Origin of the sequence: Corynebacterium sp. H113, assembly GCF_037572315.1 — a bacterium.
Lineage (GTDB): Bacteria > Actinomycetota > Actinomycetes > Mycobacteriales > Mycobacteriaceae > Corynebacterium.
This window is the reverse complement of record NZ_JBBHKZ010000002.1, coordinates 462,132-476,255: the sequence shown is the minus strand read 5'-3', so window position 1 is coordinate 476,255 and position 14,124 is coordinate 462,132. Positions and strand designations below refer to the sequence as shown.

Here is a 14,124-nt window from a genome sequence, read left to right as displayed (position 1 = left end):
TTATGCCATACGCCGCAACCAGCTACGAGTGACATCCAGCTACAAGTACAGCCCCATTAGGCGCTCTTTTCGCCTGGTTCGCCTTCCAACAGCTCCGGGGCGTCGCCATCAGTCACGCATCCCTTATGAACGACAACGTAAGAAACGTTTTCCATATCAGGGACATCGAACATGACTGGCAACAGAATCTCTTCCAAGATGCCGCGCAGACCACGTGCGCCCGTATCGCGCTCAATTGCCTTGTGCGCAATAGCATGCAGTGCGTCATCATCGATGGACAGTTCGACACCGTCCATTTCGAATAGTCGCTGGTACTGGCGAACTAGCGAGTTCTTCGGTTCAGTGAGTACCCGCACCAGTGCATCTTCATCGAGGTTGGTAACCGAAGCGATGACTGGCAGACGACCAATGAACTCAGGGATCAAACCGAATTTGATCAGATCCTCTGGCAGTACCTTTCCGAACGGATCAACCTGATCCTCGTCCTTGGTGGAGCTCACATCAGCGCCGAAACCAAGACTGCGCTTGCCAGCGCGTTCCTGGATAACTTTCTCCAAACCAGCGAATGCACCAGCAACAATGAACAGCACGTTCGTAGTATCGAACTGAATGAACTCTTGGTTTGGATGCTTGCGACCACCCTGCGGTGGAACCGCAGCAACAGTACCTTCCAAGATCTTCAGAAGCGCCTGCTGCACGCCCTCGCCAGAAACATCGCGAGTAATCGATGGGTTCTCCGACTTACGGGAAATCTTGTCGACCTCATCGACATAAATAATTCCGCGCTGTGCCTTCTCTACATCGAAGTCGGCTGCCTGCAACAACTTCAGCAGGATATTCTCGACGTCCTCACCGACGTAGCCAGCCTCCGTCAAGCTCGTGGCATCTGCGATGGCAAATGGTACATCCAGCTTGCGGGCCAACGTTTGTGCCAAATATGTTTTGCCACAACCAGTTGGGCCGAGCATCAAGATATTGGACTTCGCCAGCTCGACATCGTCCTTACCTGCCAACTCGCATGCGCGATTACGCTTGTAGTGGTTGTACACAGCGACCGCCAAGGTACGTTTCGCGGAATCCTGACCAATGACGTACTCGTCAAGGAAGTCACGGATCTCAGCGGGACGTGGAAGACGATCCTCTGCCTCCGCAGGCGCAGCACTGGTGTTGAGCTCTTCCTCGATGATCTCATTGCAGAGCTCAATGCACTCGTTGCAGATATACACGCCTGGACCGGCAATAAGCTTCTTGACCTGCTTCTGACTCTTTCCACAGAAGGAACACTTCAGAAGGTCAGCGCTTTCTTGCATACGTGCCATGAAACTTCAGCAGCTCGCTTCCATTCGGGTGACTTGTGAACTTACCCAACCTTACCCGGTCATTCTGAGAGAACTAAGCACCACGGGGAGGGACACGCCTAACATGTTGCACTCCCCTTCACGCCCTTGCTTCACGACGACAACAGAAAAGGTCGACTACAAACATGTAGCCGACCTCGTCGTCAAGCAAAAGCACCAAAGGTGCCGTTTAACTGGGATTACTTGTTGAGCTTACGGTACTCAAAGACCTGATCAATGATGCCGTACTCGACAGCTTCGTGAGCGGTCAGGATCTTATCGCGATCAGTGTCCTTGCGGATCTGCTCAGCAGTGCGACCAGAATGCTCAGCGAGAGTCTGCTCCATGAGAGTACGCATGCGCTCGATCTCCGCAGCCTGAATCTCGAGGTCCGACACCTGGCCTTGAATGCCCTGGGTAGCTGGCTGGTGAATAAGAACGCGAGCGTTAGGAAGCGCTGCTCGCTTGCCTGGGGCACCAGCTGCCAACAGAACAGCTGCGGCGGATGCAGCCTGGCCCAGGCATACCGTGCGAACGTCTGGTCGGACGTACTGCATGGTGTCGTAGATGGCCATCAACGAAGTAAACGAACCACCTGGCGAATTAATGTACATCGTGATGTCACGATCTGGGTCCAGGCCTTCGAGCACTAGAAGCTGCGCCATGATGTCATTCGCCGCAGTGTCATCGACCTGCGAGCCGAGGAAGATAATGCGCTCTTCGAAAAGCTTGTTGTAAGGGTTAGATTCCTTAGCGCCGAAGCTGGAGTGCTCAACGAAAGAAGGAAGCACGTAACGCGACTGAGGCATCTGCATGTTATTCATCTCCATGTTCATCGTCATCATTGGCTAAAGGCCAACGATGAATTACCGGTTAGTGTCCTTCAGAGACGACACGACGTGATCGACGAAGCCGTACTCCTTTGCCTCGTTAGCCGTGAACCAACGGTCACGGTCCGAGTCCTCAACGATGCGCTCCAATGGCTGACCGGTGTGCTCGGAAATCAAGCGAGCCATTTCCTTCTTCGTCTGAGCAAACTGCTCAGCCTGAATGGTGATGTCAGCTGCCGTGCCACCGATACCAGCAGAAGGCTGGTGCATCATGATACGAGCGTGAGGCAGCGCGTACCGCTTGCCCTTCGCGCCAGCGGACAGAAGGAACTGACCCATCGAGGCCGCAAGACCCATTCCGTAGGTAGCAACATCACATGGAACGAACTGCATGGTGTCGTAAATAGCCATGCCAGCAGTCACGGAGCCACCTGGCGAGTTGATGTACAGAGCGATATCCCGCTCTGGATCCTCTGCGGCCAACAGCAGCATCTGGCCACACAGCTTGTTGGCAATCTCGTCGTCCACCTGCTCGCCGAGCCAAATGATGCGCTCCTTCAGGAGCTTGTCGAACACGGAGTCCGCCGTCATTGGGGCCTTATCACTCATGGAAAAGCTTCCCTTCTAATGGTCTATAAATCTGCTCGCACTACAGGGCAACCATGAGCTGGAGCCCATGGTCAATTCTGCAGCGCACCTTCAATAGAGGATAACGAAAAGGGCCGCCCCTTTGTTTCGGGACGGCCCCTAGTTCGCTATCAGCGTAGCGAGTAAGAGTTTCTACTCAGAATCCTTGGCCTCTGCCTCGGCTTCGTTGTTCTCCTCAGCTGGAGCGTCGAAGTAATCCGCGAGGTTGATCTCGTTACCTTCGGTGTCCTTTGCGGAAGCCTTAAGGATGGAAGTCGCCAGTGCCTTGCCTCGACGAACATCAGCGAACAGGTTACCGAGCTGGCCGGACTGCTGAATCTGCTGGATGAACTGGTTTGGATCCATACCGTACGACTGTGCGGTGAACAGAATGTGATCCGTGAGCTCCTGCTGGGAAACTTCTGGCTTCTCCTGCTCAGCGAGTTCATCCAGGAACAGCTGGGTGCGCACTGCATCCTCAGCAGCCTTCTTGGAGTCCTCGTCGAACTGCTCACGAGTGGTGCCCTGAGCTTCCAGCATAGAATTCAGCACAGCCTCGTCGCCACCAAACTGGCCGAGCAGCTGCTGAAGCTGGCCTTCGACCTGCTCCTTGACGACGCCCTCAGGAAGTGGAACTTCGGTCTTCTCGAGTGCAGCTTCCAGAACCTTGTCGCGGATCTGCTGAGCCTGCTCGCCCTTCTTGGTGTTTTCCACCTGGCGAGCGAGGTCTTCCTTGAGCTCGTCAATGGTGTCGAATTCGGAAGCCATCTGAGCGAAGTCGTCGTCTGCTTCTGGAAGCTCGCGAACCTTAACGGTCTGGACGGTGACAGTTACCTGCGCGTCTTCACCCTCGTGCTCACCAGCGACAAGCTTGGTACCGAACTCCTTGGACTCACCCTGGGACAGACCGATTACTGCGTCGTCCAGGCCATCGATGAGGTCGCCGGAGCCAACCTGGTAGGACAGACCTTCGGTGGTAGCTTCTTCAAGCTCTTCGCCATCAACGGTTGCCGACAGGTCGATGGAAATGAAGTCGCCATCCTCTACTGCACGCTCAACATTAGTGAGAGTGCCGAAGCGAGCGAGAAGGTTCTCAAGCTCAGCTTCCACAGCCTTTTCATCGGCAGCCAATGGCTCGACCTCAACGGAGATGTCGGAGAAATCTGGCAGGGAGATCTCTGGACGAACATCAACTTCAGCGGTGAACTCAACGAGCTCGCCGTCTTCAAGCTTGGTGATATCTACTTCTGGCTGGCCGAGGACCTTGAGGTCATGCTCTTCAACAGCCTTACCGTAGCGGTCTGGAACCATGTCGTTCAGAACCTGCTCGAGGACTGGACCGCGTCCAATACGGCTCTCGATAATCTGTGCAGGAGCCTTGCCCTTACGAAAACCTGGGATCTGAACCTGCTGTGCAAGTGCCTTGTAGGCTTGGTCAAACTCTGGCTTCAGCTCTTCGAACGGAACCTCAACGGTTACCTTCACGCGCGTAGCGTTCAGCTGATCAACAGAGGACTTCACCGGTTGCACTCTCCTGTAAGTAGACGTGAATGTTCACTTCACCACGGGAGAGCCCGTGATGCTGAGTCGGGGTAGCGGGATTCGAACCCACGGCCTTCCGCTCCCAAAGCGGACGCGCTACCAAGCTGCGCCATACCCCGTTCTTGTTGCCACCGTGAACTTACCAGACTGACTGTCTCAGTCCAAACAAGCTCCCACACAGTCAATTCCGAGTTGTGATCGAAAAAGCCCATGAGCGACGCACAGGAACTTGGTGGCCCCTGTTGCCGTTACGCTGACGGGTTGAAATATAACCAGATGCCACCCGGAAACTCATAATCGGAGTCGTTTTGACCCCAATTCACGCCCTCTTACGATCACCCCCGCTAACACTATTTTGCAGTTCATGACGGGTTTAGCAGCTACCCCCTCACTGAATCACAGCGTTGACACTTTCCCATACATACTGCTGACAGTCCCCACTCAATGGCACCTGCATTCGAGACTGACGCCACTCCTATTTGACTCCCGGTTCACTCTTCCACTCGTCTGTGCACGTTCTTGTAGAACCTTTCGATCCTTTCTCACCGGGCTTAGCCCCCTCCGCTTCCTCCGCCTCCGATCTCCCACCCCAACTCACATGAACTCACATATGCGTCTCGATGCACTCAGCATCCCACCTACATTCCCTAAGTAAATCCATGCCTCACCTGCGGAGTTTTTTAAACTGGACAGAATTACGCTATGCTTTTGTTCGTTCGAAAGAACCACTGTGGGGATGTCGTATAGTGGCTATTACCTCAGCCTTCCAAGCTGATGACGCGGGTTCGATTCCCGTCATCCCCTCCACGTAACCTCGCCTTTGCTGGCGGGGTTCTCTGCATTTTTGGGACAAAGACCTAGTCATCACCCTGCGACTATGGTTTGGTAGGGCCATGGATCCAAAAATCATTGACGCAGATACCGGCGATGAACTCTGGACCGCAGTTCAGTGTGCCGAGTACAGCAATACCGCCCGAGGCACTTTCACTAGTTACGCTGGGCGTGGCAAAGCCCCTACCCCAGTCACCAAACTTCATGGCTTGACCTTGTGGAGCTCCAAGGAGATCCGCGAGTGGCAGGAAACTCGTAAGCATAAGAATTCCTAGCTTGCAGGGAACACTGGGAATAGCTGGTGCGTTGCTTGTTTAAGAGAGCGAACTCATCGCTCACTCGCTGATTCACGCCTGGAGCTAAACCCTTATGTCTGCACTTTTGCTCATCGCCTTGGTAGTTGTCGGTGGCGTCGTCTTTGTGACGATGGCACAAGGTCGCCAACAGAAGGCCCTCTCTACTTCCCAGAACAACGAACTTGCCGACGCCGTTGCGGATGCTCGTCGCTGGATCGAGCGGCTTGGTTCTCAAGTTCTTAGCATTTCCGGGTCGGACGCTGCGTCCACCCAGGCAATGGCGGATGCTTCCGAACGCTACAACGCGGCATCCTCCCAGATCTCTACGGCACAGACGGTAAAGCAAGCCCAGCTCGCGCGCGAATCGGCTCTCGAAGGGTTGTACTACGTCAATGCTGCACGTCAGATCATGGGATTGCCAGAAGGCCCGTCGATTCCTCCATTGGAGGGACAGCGCTCTGCCGGTTCTGTGACCGAACAGCGAACCATTGAGCATGAAGGCCACACAATCAGCGCCTCTCCTGTGGCTACCGCCGAGACTCCTAACTACTACCCGGGTGGTCGAGTAGCTGGTCGCCCAGTTCCTGCCGGCTGGTACTCCGAACCTTGGTGGGCCTCTGCCCTCCGCACAGGCGTCTGGACCATGGGCTCCATGTTCCTCTTCTCGGCAATGTTCAACGGTATGGCAGGCGTAGCGTACTCGGCTAGCGACTTCGAGTCCGGCGTCGGCGATGGCTCCGAGGGAGACTTCGGTGGCGATGACTTCGGTGGCGACGCCGGAGCCGACGGCGATGCCGGCGACATGGGTGGCGGTGACGAAGGTGGCGGACTTTTCGACGGCCTCTTCGGCGGTGGTGACGGTGGCGAAGGCGGCGGATTGTTCGACGATGGTGGTTTCGACTTCGACTTTTAGGCCGCACCGATTCCCGCAACGCACTCAGTTGCGAACGCGTCAGGAGTACTTTCAGTAGACAATGAACCCCACCCCACTTGCGCAGCATCACGGCTGCGACGAGTGGGGTGGGGTTTGTGCGTGGACGAGTTCGTCGTAAAGCTAATTATTCAGCTGGCAGCGCAGGAGCTACGCCAGTGTTTTCGTACTCAGCGAGAATGTCGATGCGACGCTGGTGACGCTCTTCATTACTCCATGGCTGGGAAATGAAAGCGTCGACGATTGCCAGTGCTTCTTCTTCGGAGTGCATGCGACCGCCAAGACCAATGAGCTGAGCCTTGTTGTGTTCACGAGCAAGCTTCGCAGTCTCCACAGACCATGCCAGAGCGCATCGAGCACCCTTCACCTTGTTAGCTGCAATCTGCTCACCATTACCGGAGCCACCGAGAACGATGCCCAACGACTCTGGGTCAGCGACCGTGCGGGAAGCTGCTTCGATGCAGAATGCTGGGTAGTCGTCCAGTGGGTCGTACGTGTGAGCGCCACAGTCAACGACGTCGTGACCAGCCTTTTCCAGGTGGTCCTTAATCAAGTTCTTCATCTCGAAACCGGCGTGATCCGCGCCAAGGTAAATACGCATAGGCACAGTGTAGCGGTTATAAACCACAATTCTGGTCAGGTAATGCTTACGACGACGCGCTTAATCCGGTGAGTCTAGTGTGGAAGGTAATCATCGTGACTGATCGTGAAGGATTTGGTTCCCTTGTCCCCAGCCCCACAAGGCCAGCCCCTAACTGACGACGACCATGAGGCCGAAGTCCACGAAGCCGCATTGAAAACTGCAGCTCCGCGTAGGAAACAAGCGCCAGTAGTACGCACTGTCCGGCATGACATTAATCAAAAGCCGTTTATTGTCATTTGGGAAGTCACTCGTGCTTGTGGCTTGGTCTGTCAGCACTGTCGAGCAGATGCACAGCACGAGCCACACCCACAGCAGCTGACCACCGAAGAAGGAATGCTTCTTCTCGAGACCTTGGCTTCCTACAACCGCCCGAAGCCACTGGTGGTGCTCACTGGTGGCGACCCATTTGAGCGCGATGACCTCGAGGAGCTGGTGCGACATGGCACGGAGTTGGGGCTAAATGTATCCCTGTCCCCTTCCGTCACTCCGAAGTTGACTCCAGAGCGCATCAATTCTCTGCGTGAAGCAGGTGGCAAGGCAATGTCGATGTCCTTGGACGGGGCAACCGCTGCCACTCATGACAAGTTCCGTGGCTTCTCTGGAACGTTTGAGAAGACCCTGGAAACTGCTCCGCACATCAATAAAGCCGGGTACCGACTTCAGATCAATTCCACCCTTACCAAGGGAAATATTCACGAAGCTCCGGCTTTGTTGAAAACCGTCATGGGTATGGAAGCCAAGATGTGGTACGTGTTTTTCCTTGTCCCTACTGGTCGTGGTGCAGATCTCGGAGCACTATCTCCAGAAGAACGGGAAGACGTGTTGCATTGGCTGTCAGATATTTCCAACCGCATTGCCATCAAGACCACCGAAGCACCACAGTATCGCCGTGTCGTCTTGCAGCAGCAGGAGGCAAAGGAAAAGGGATTGCCTCCATATGAAGGCGGGGAACTATACAAGTACCTCACGGACGAGACCGCGAAACTGCTCGGCGCCCACGCTGAGAAGCCTCGTCCACCACGCTCTCCAATGGCAGTGAACTCCGGCTCGGGATTTGCTTTCATCGACCACATTGGCGATGTGTACCCAAACGGCTTCTTGCCTTTGCATTGCGGAAACGTCAAAGACACACCATTCCAGGAGATCTACTCGAATTCCCCTGCATTCAAGGCGTTGCGTGATCCTGACAACTGGCATGGCAAGTGCAGCGTCTGCGAGTACCACGATGTTTGTGGAGGTTCTCGCTCGACGGCATACGCGTTGACCGGTGATTACACGGCATCCGATCCAACCTGTGTGCATATACCAGCGCGTTGGGCAGCAATGACAGAGGAAGAACGAGCTGCATCAACTGGTGACGCAAAGGTTAAATTGCGTCTGCCTATTCAGCCTGCGTAACCGAAGCAAAACTTAGCCAAACTGCGGATTTTCGGTCCGAGTTCGCTTCAGTTCAAAGAAGTACGGGTACTCCGCGAGAGCAAATGAAGCATCGAAGAGCTTTCCTGCTTCTTCTCCTCGCGGGATGCGGGTCAGTACTGGCCCGAAGAATGCGGTGTTACCGAGCTTGACCACTGGAGTGCCCACTTCGTCGCCGACCTCAGCCATTGCTTCTGCGTGGTTGGCTCGCATCTGCTCGTCGTAACTCGTCGTGTGAGCCTGCTCCAAGCGCTCCGCTGGGAGCCCTACCTCCGCCAGTGCTTCAGCAATGAGCTCGTCGAACGCTACATTCGGGTCGTCGAAACGTGCGCTGCGATCAATGCGATCTTCATTGTGCACCTTGGTGCCCAGCGCGGTGTACAACTTGTCGACAGCTTCAGAACCGTCTTCGGCCAACACAACGTTGAACAGACGCGCGGGTGTCCAGTTGCACTCCATCATGTACTTGTACTCTTCGGGCAGCTCGTCGCGTCCTTCGTTAAGAACGGACAAGCTCATCGGACGCCAGTGGACCGTGATGTCACGGACTTGTTCTACTTCCTTCATCCAGCGAGATGTCACCCAGCAGAATGGGCACGACACGTCGAAATAGAAGGTTGCGGTGCGGTTTGTCATCGGTCCTTCGCTCCTCTGGTTTGTTGTGTTGTCAGCAAGCACCACCCAGTATCCCGGACACACACCAGTTTTCGCTATAGATTCCTGCGACGGCCTAGGGTGGACATAAGAATTTTCTTTCCAACAATTCGAGGAGTCCGCCGTGAGTTCCGTCAATCTGACCCGCGCCGAAGCAATCGAGCGCGCCACGTTAGTCACCGTCCAGCACTACGACATAGCGCTTGACCTCACGACGGCCCCGCTCGGCACCTCCGCTGAGTCAGATCGATTCCGCTCGGTCACCACGCTGTCGCTCACTGCTAACACTGACGGTACGACCTTCCTCGATCTTCGCGACGCGGACTTGAATCAGGTACTTATCGACGGCGACGACGTCACTGCATCAACCAACTACAGCTCAGATAACGGCATCACGCTGAATCTCACTGCGGGAGAGCACACCGTTGTTGTCGATGCCATGTGCCAGTACACGAAGATCGGCCAGGGGCTCCACCGTTTCTTGGATCCAGCCGATAACCAGACGTACTTGTACTCGCAGTTCGAAACTGCCGATGCCAAGCGCGTTTTCGCGTGCTTTGACCAGCCAGATTTGAAGGCGACGTACTCTATGAGCGTAATCGCTCCGGAGGATTGGTCCGTCGTTTCCAATTCGCCAGCAACCATTACCGACAGCACCTATAAATTCCGCGTCGATGTTCCTTTGTCGACGTACCTCATTGCCTTTTGCGCTGGACCATGGCACAAGGAGGAAGATGTCTGGACGGGAGTCGTCGCAAAGCACCCTGAGACTCCGGTCGAACACCAGACCCATGCGACCGGAGATAGTGGCGAACTGTCGCTCCCGTTGGCGTTGTACTGTCGCCAGTCGATCGCCGAGCACATGGACACTGAACGACTGTTCCGGGAGACAAAGGAAGGCTTCGATTTTTACGCGAAGCACTTCGGAGAGCCATATCCATTTGGCAAGTATGACCAGATTTTCTGCCCTGAATACAACATGGGTGCGATGGAAAACGCAGCGTGTGTGACCATCCGTGATGAGTACGTATTCCGTTCCAAGGCCACTGGTTACTTGTACGAACGTCGCAATGACACGATCCTGCATGAGATGGCGCACATGTGGTTTGGCGACCTCGTCACGATGCAGTGGTGGGACGATCTTTGGCTCAATGAGTCCTTTGCAACATGGTCCGCCGCTGCAGCCCAAGCCGAAGTATCCGAGTATGCACACGCCTGGACTACTTTCGCTAATGTCGAGAAAGCGTGGGCTTACCAGCAAGATCAGTTGCCTTCGACCCACCCGATCGCGGCAGATGCCAGCGACGTTGACACCGTCGAGCAAAACTTCGATGGAATTACATACGCCAAGGGTGCATCCGTGTTGAAGCAGCTCGTCGCATACGTGGGCGAGGAAGCCTTCCTCGCAGGTGCGCGCTTGCACTTTGCCCGCCACCGCTTCGCAAACGCGACCTTCGACGACTTGCTATCGGCACTCTCCGAAGCCTCTGGACGTGATCTCTCGGGCTGGGCTGACCAATGGTTGACCACAACCGGAATCAACACTCTGTCGCCGAAGTTCGATATCACCGACGGCCACTACTCTGCTTTCTCTGTTGAGCAGTCCGGCGCTGCGCCAGGCGATGGTGAGTACCGGGATCACCGCGTGGCAGTTGGCGTGTATTCACTTATCGACGGCTCCGTCGGCAAGCAACTCGTCCGCACCCAGCGTGTAGAAGTCGACGTCACGGGAGCCTCAACGCCAGTTCCAGAACTTGTCGGTGTTCGCAGTGGTGATGTGGTGCTCGTCAATGACGATGATCTGACGTACACCCTGATGGACTTCGACGACTCTTCCCTGGCCTGCGTCATCGACAACATTGGTACATTCACTGATTCGATGCCACGTACGTTGGCCTGGTCATCGACATGGCAAATGGTTCGTTCGGGGCGAATGCGCGCCCGCGATTTCATCGCTTTGGTGTTGCGTGGCGCATCATCCGAAGACAAGGTGTCAGTGCTCGAACGCATCGTGACACAGGCTGTACAGGCAGTATCGCTGTATGCCGATCCGGTATGGGCAAATTCGACGGGTAAGAAGCTGCTTGGCGAAGGCCTCCTTGCGCTCGCACAGTCCGAAACCGACGAAGGTCGTCAGTTGGTGTACGTGAATGCACTGTCATCGTTGCCGGCGAAAGCTGCTGGTACCGTCACTGCGCTAGAAGCTATTTTCGCTGGTACCCCAGAACACGTCGGTCTTTCTCACATCACCGTCGATCCCGACATGAAGTGGCGTGCACTGACCGCTCTGGTGGCAGCTGGAGTCCGCGATGAAGACGATATCGCTGCGCTGGAAGCTGAGGACAAATCGGCACTCGGCGAGCAGTCCGCTGCACGGGCCCGCGCTGCGTTGCCGGAGGTCGACAACAAAAAAAGCGTGTGGCTAAAGGCCACTACTGCCGGCGCTGATGCTCCATCTAACTTGGTGTTACGCAACCTGATGGCTGGTTTTACTGCCCCAGGGTCTGCGTATCTCCTCGAAGCTGGTGATTTCACCGCTCGCTACTTCGCTGAGGCAACCAGTTGGTGGGATGCATTCTCCTCGGACACTGGTGCGAACTTGCTCGAGGGGTTCTACCCCATGTGGGACCTGTCTAACGACGCTATTGCCCAGGCCACGACCTTCCTCGATGGAGATATCCCGTCGCCGGTGCGTCGTATCGTTGCGGAAAACCGCGACCGCGTTCGCCGTGCGCTGCGAGCTCGGGAGTTCGACGCGCAAGACAAGCCTGACGCGCACGAAAATCCAGCACAGTAGGGTAAAGAGTATGGCAAACGATGATTCTCAATTCAGCGATTTTTATCGTGAGGTCGGCGATGAAACCTTTGCGAAGATCGTCGCTGGTTTCTATCGTCGGGTGAAGACCGACGACATCTTGGGGCCGATGTACCCACAGGATGATTGGGACGGTGCGGAAGACCGTTTGCGGATGTTCCTCGAGCAGTATTGGGGTGGCCCGCATACCTACAACGAAGTGCGAGGACATCCGCGTCTTCGCATGCGCCACTTCCCCTTCCATGTGGATCGGGCAGCACGTGATCGTTGGCTGCAACTGATGCACGAGTCTCTGGACGAACTGGAACCCGGCGAGCTATCTGATGCACATCGGGACGCGATGTGGAAGCACATGGTTCAGGTCGCCGACATGTTGATCAACCAGCCTGGCTAGTAAAGTACAACCCGCTGTAGCGCCTGGGACGCATAATGTCCCAGGTCACGCAACAAAGTCATAACAATATGTGGTTTTCCTGTTAACACTATTCTCTTGTGACCTAGGACACCGCTATTATTCGGTTATGACAGCTTCAGATTCTTCACAGCCAATGATTAAGTTGGCTGGTGTTCAGAAACACTTCGGCGAGTACCACGCGCTGAAAGATATCAACCTCGATATCCCAAAAGGCCAGGTTGTTGTAGTTCTCGGTCCTTCAGGCTCCGGTAAGTCGACTCTGTGCCGCACCATCAACCGTTTGGAAACTATCGATGAAGGCGAGATCTTCATCGATGGCAAGAAGCTTCCAGAAGAAGGAAAAGACCTCGCGAAGCTCCGTGCTGACGTTGGTATGGTGTTCCAGTCCTTCAACTTGTTCAGCCACATGACCATTCGTGACAATGTCACACTTGCCCCACTGAAGGTTCGCAAGGTTTCAAAGGCTGATGCCAATAAGCAAGCCGATCAGCTCCTAGACCGCGTCGGTATCTCTGCCCAGGCCGAGAAGTACCCTGCTCAGCTATCCGGTGGTCAGCAGCAGCGTGCCGCTATCGCCCGCGCTTTGGCAATGAAGCCACGCGTCATGCTTTTCGACGAGCCAACATCCGCACTTGACCCAGAAATGATCAACGAAGTTCTGGAAGTCATGGCTGACCTGGCAAAGGAAGGCATGACGATGGTTGTCGTCACTCACGAAATGGGCTTCGCTCGCAAGGTCGCGGACCGAATTCTTTTCATGGCTGACGGCGCTGTCGTTGAAGACACTGATCCAGAGACGTTCTTCACCAACCCGGCTTCGGATCGTGCGAAGGACTTCCTCGCCACCATCCTCGGTCGATGAGGTATTCACATGACTACTCTCACTAAACACACAAACCGGAGTTTCCTCCGGCGCATGACTGCAGCGGCCACTGCCATAGCCGTGACGTTCTCGCTGGTGTCTTGTGGCTCGTCGGAGAAGCGCGCACTTCTCGATGACATCAAAGCCGGACATGTGGTGCTCGGAACCAAGTATGACCAGCCAGGTCTTGGCGAACGTACCCCTGAGAAGAGTTTCGAAGGCATGGACACGGATGTGTCTCGATACGTCATCGAGCACATTGCCAAAAAGAACGGCTGGGCTGTACCAGAAATGACGTGGCGCGAGACTCCATCCGCTCAACGCGAAGCGCTGATCAACAATGGTGAAGTCAACATGATCGCCGCGACCTATTCCATCAATGCTGGTCGACTTGCGTCGGTCGATTTTGCGGGGCCGTACGTCGTCACGCACCAGGCCCTCCTAGTACGTGGAGACAACAAGATCCAGGGACTCGAAGACGTCGCGCCTGGCACGAAGCTGTGTTCGGTGTCCGGTTCCACCCCAGCACAGAAAGTGAAGGCAGCGCTTCCGTCGGTGCAGCTACAGGAGTTCGATACTTATGCTGCCTGCGCTGAAGGAGTGAACCAGGGCGTGGTAGATGCAGTAACAACCGATGCAACGATTCTGGCTGGCTTCGCAGAGCGTTACCGCGAACGCTACAACGACGAGTACAAGGTCGTTCAGCTGAAGAATCCAGATGGAAGCTTCTGGACCGACGAATACTACGGGATTGGCCTGCCGAAGGGCGACGACGCTGGCAAAGAAGCCATCAACGAAGCCTTGAACGAGATGCATGATTCCGGGGAGTTCGAAAAGATTGTCCGCAAGAATTTGGGCGACAACTTTGAGATCGGACCAAAGCCAAATATCGGCGACTTGTCGTTCGTCGACGAGAAATAGAAAT

Annotated in this window: 13 protein-coding genes and 2 tRNA genes; 8 read left to right on the top strand and 7 right to left on the bottom strand. The window is 55.3% G+C overall.

Annotated elements, in window-relative coordinates; genetic code table 11:
- Nucleotides 1–56 precede the first annotated feature (56 nt).
- From clpX to WG938_RS03370, 5 genes are all read right to left on the bottom strand, one after another.
- Nucleotides 57–1,319, bottom strand: a complete 1,263-nt coding sequence (gene clpX / locus WG938_RS03390; RefSeq protein WP_339977568.1) for an ATP-dependent Clp protease ATP-binding subunit ClpX — start codon at nucleotides 1,317–1,319, stop codon at nucleotides 57–59.
- 218 nt (nucleotides 1,320–1,537) lie between these two features.
- Entirely contained in the window at nucleotides 1,538–2,167 is a 630-nt protein-coding gene (locus WG938_RS03385; protein ID WP_339978791.1) for an ATP-dependent Clp protease proteolytic subunit, read from the bottom strand.
- Between the two features lie 36 nt (nucleotides 2,168–2,203).
- Entirely contained in the window at nucleotides 2,204–2,776 is a 573-nt protein-coding gene (locus tag WG938_RS03380) for an ATP-dependent Clp protease proteolytic subunit (protein ID WP_339977566.1), read from the bottom strand.
- Nucleotides 2,777–2,947: 171 nt separating this feature from the next.
- Entirely contained in the window at nucleotides 2,948–4,315 is a 1,368-nt protein-coding gene (gene tig, locus WG938_RS03375; protein WP_339977564.1) for a trigger factor, read from the bottom strand.
- A gap of 66 nt (nucleotides 4,316–4,381) precedes the next feature.
- Nucleotides 4,382–4,455 (bottom strand) — tRNA-Pro (locus WG938_RS03370).
- 613 nt (nucleotides 4,456–5,068) lie between these two features.
- Between WG938_RS03370 and WG938_RS03365 the strand changes: the two genes are divergently transcribed.
- The 3 genes from WG938_RS03365 to WG938_RS03355 all read left to right on the top strand — a co-directional run bounded on the left by WG938_RS03365 (nucleotide 5,069) and on the right by WG938_RS03355 (nucleotide 6,376).
- A tRNA-Gly gene (locus WG938_RS03365) sits at nucleotides 5,069–5,143 on the top strand.
- Between the two features lie 86 nt (nucleotides 5,144–5,229).
- Complete coding sequence (locus tag WG938_RS03360; protein ID WP_339977562.1) at nucleotides 5,230–5,442, top strand: hypothetical protein; 213 nt, start codon at nucleotides 5,230–5,232, stop codon at nucleotides 5,440–5,442.
- A gap of 94 nt (nucleotides 5,443–5,536) precedes the next feature.
- Complete coding sequence (locus WG938_RS03355) at nucleotides 5,537–6,376, top strand: DUF1542 domain-containing protein (protein WP_339977560.1); 840 nt, start codon at nucleotides 5,537–5,539, stop codon at nucleotides 6,374–6,376.
- A gap of 145 nt (nucleotides 6,377–6,521) precedes the next feature.
- On the opposite strand, the gene WG938_RS03350 is transcribed toward WG938_RS03355, so the two are convergent.
- Nucleotides 6,522–6,995 carry a ribose-5-phosphate isomerase gene (locus WG938_RS03350; RefSeq protein ID WP_339977558.1) on the bottom strand — a complete coding sequence of 158 codons (474 nt, stop codon included), beginning with the start codon at nucleotides 6,993–6,995 and terminating at the stop codon, nucleotides 6,522–6,524.
- A gap of 192 nt (nucleotides 6,996–7,187) precedes the next feature.
- Here WG938_RS03350 and WG938_RS03345 point away from each other — a divergent pair, with 192 nt between their 5' ends.
- On the top strand, nucleotides 7,188–8,435 hold the full coding sequence (locus WG938_RS03345) for a TIGR04053 family radical SAM/SPASM domain-containing protein (protein ID WP_339978789.1): 1,248 nt from the start codon (nucleotides 7,188–7,190) through the stop codon (nucleotides 8,433–8,435).
- Nucleotides 8,436–8,447: 12 nt separating this feature from the next.
- Here the strand turns inward: WG938_RS03345 and WG938_RS03340 are convergent, their stop codons facing one another.
- A complete protein-coding gene (locus WG938_RS03340) occupies nucleotides 8,448–9,089 on the bottom strand; it encodes a mycothiol-dependent nitroreductase Rv2466c family protein (protein WP_339977556.1) in 642 nt (213 codons plus the stop codon).
- 142 nt (nucleotides 9,090–9,231) lie between these two features.
- On the opposite strand from WG938_RS03340, the gene pepN reads away from it, so the two are divergent.
- From pepN to WG938_RS03320, 4 genes are all read left to right on the top strand, one after another.
- A complete protein-coding gene (pepN, locus tag WG938_RS03335) occupies nucleotides 9,232–11,904 on the top strand; it encodes an aminopeptidase N (RefSeq protein WP_339977554.1) in 2,673 nt (890 codons plus the stop codon).
- 10 nt (nucleotides 11,905–11,914) lie between these two features.
- Nucleotides 11,915–12,316 (top strand): globin, encoded by a 402-nt coding sequence (locus WG938_RS03330; protein ID WP_339977552.1) that lies wholly within the window; start codon nucleotides 11,915–11,917, stop codon nucleotides 12,314–12,316.
- Between the two features lie 154 nt (nucleotides 12,317–12,470).
- Nucleotides 12,471–13,199 carry an amino acid ABC transporter ATP-binding protein gene (locus WG938_RS03325; protein ID WP_339978787.1) on the top strand — a complete coding sequence of 243 codons (729 nt, stop codon included), beginning with the start codon at nucleotides 12,471–12,473 and terminating at the stop codon, nucleotides 13,197–13,199.
- 9 nt (nucleotides 13,200–13,208) lie between these two features.
- Nucleotides 13,209–14,120, top strand: coding sequence for a glutamate ABC transporter substrate-binding protein (locus WG938_RS03320; RefSeq protein ID WP_339977550.1), 912 nt, complete (start codon nucleotides 13,209–13,211; stop codon nucleotides 14,118–14,120).
- The last annotated feature ends 4 nt before the right edge of the window (nucleotides 14,121–14,124 follow it).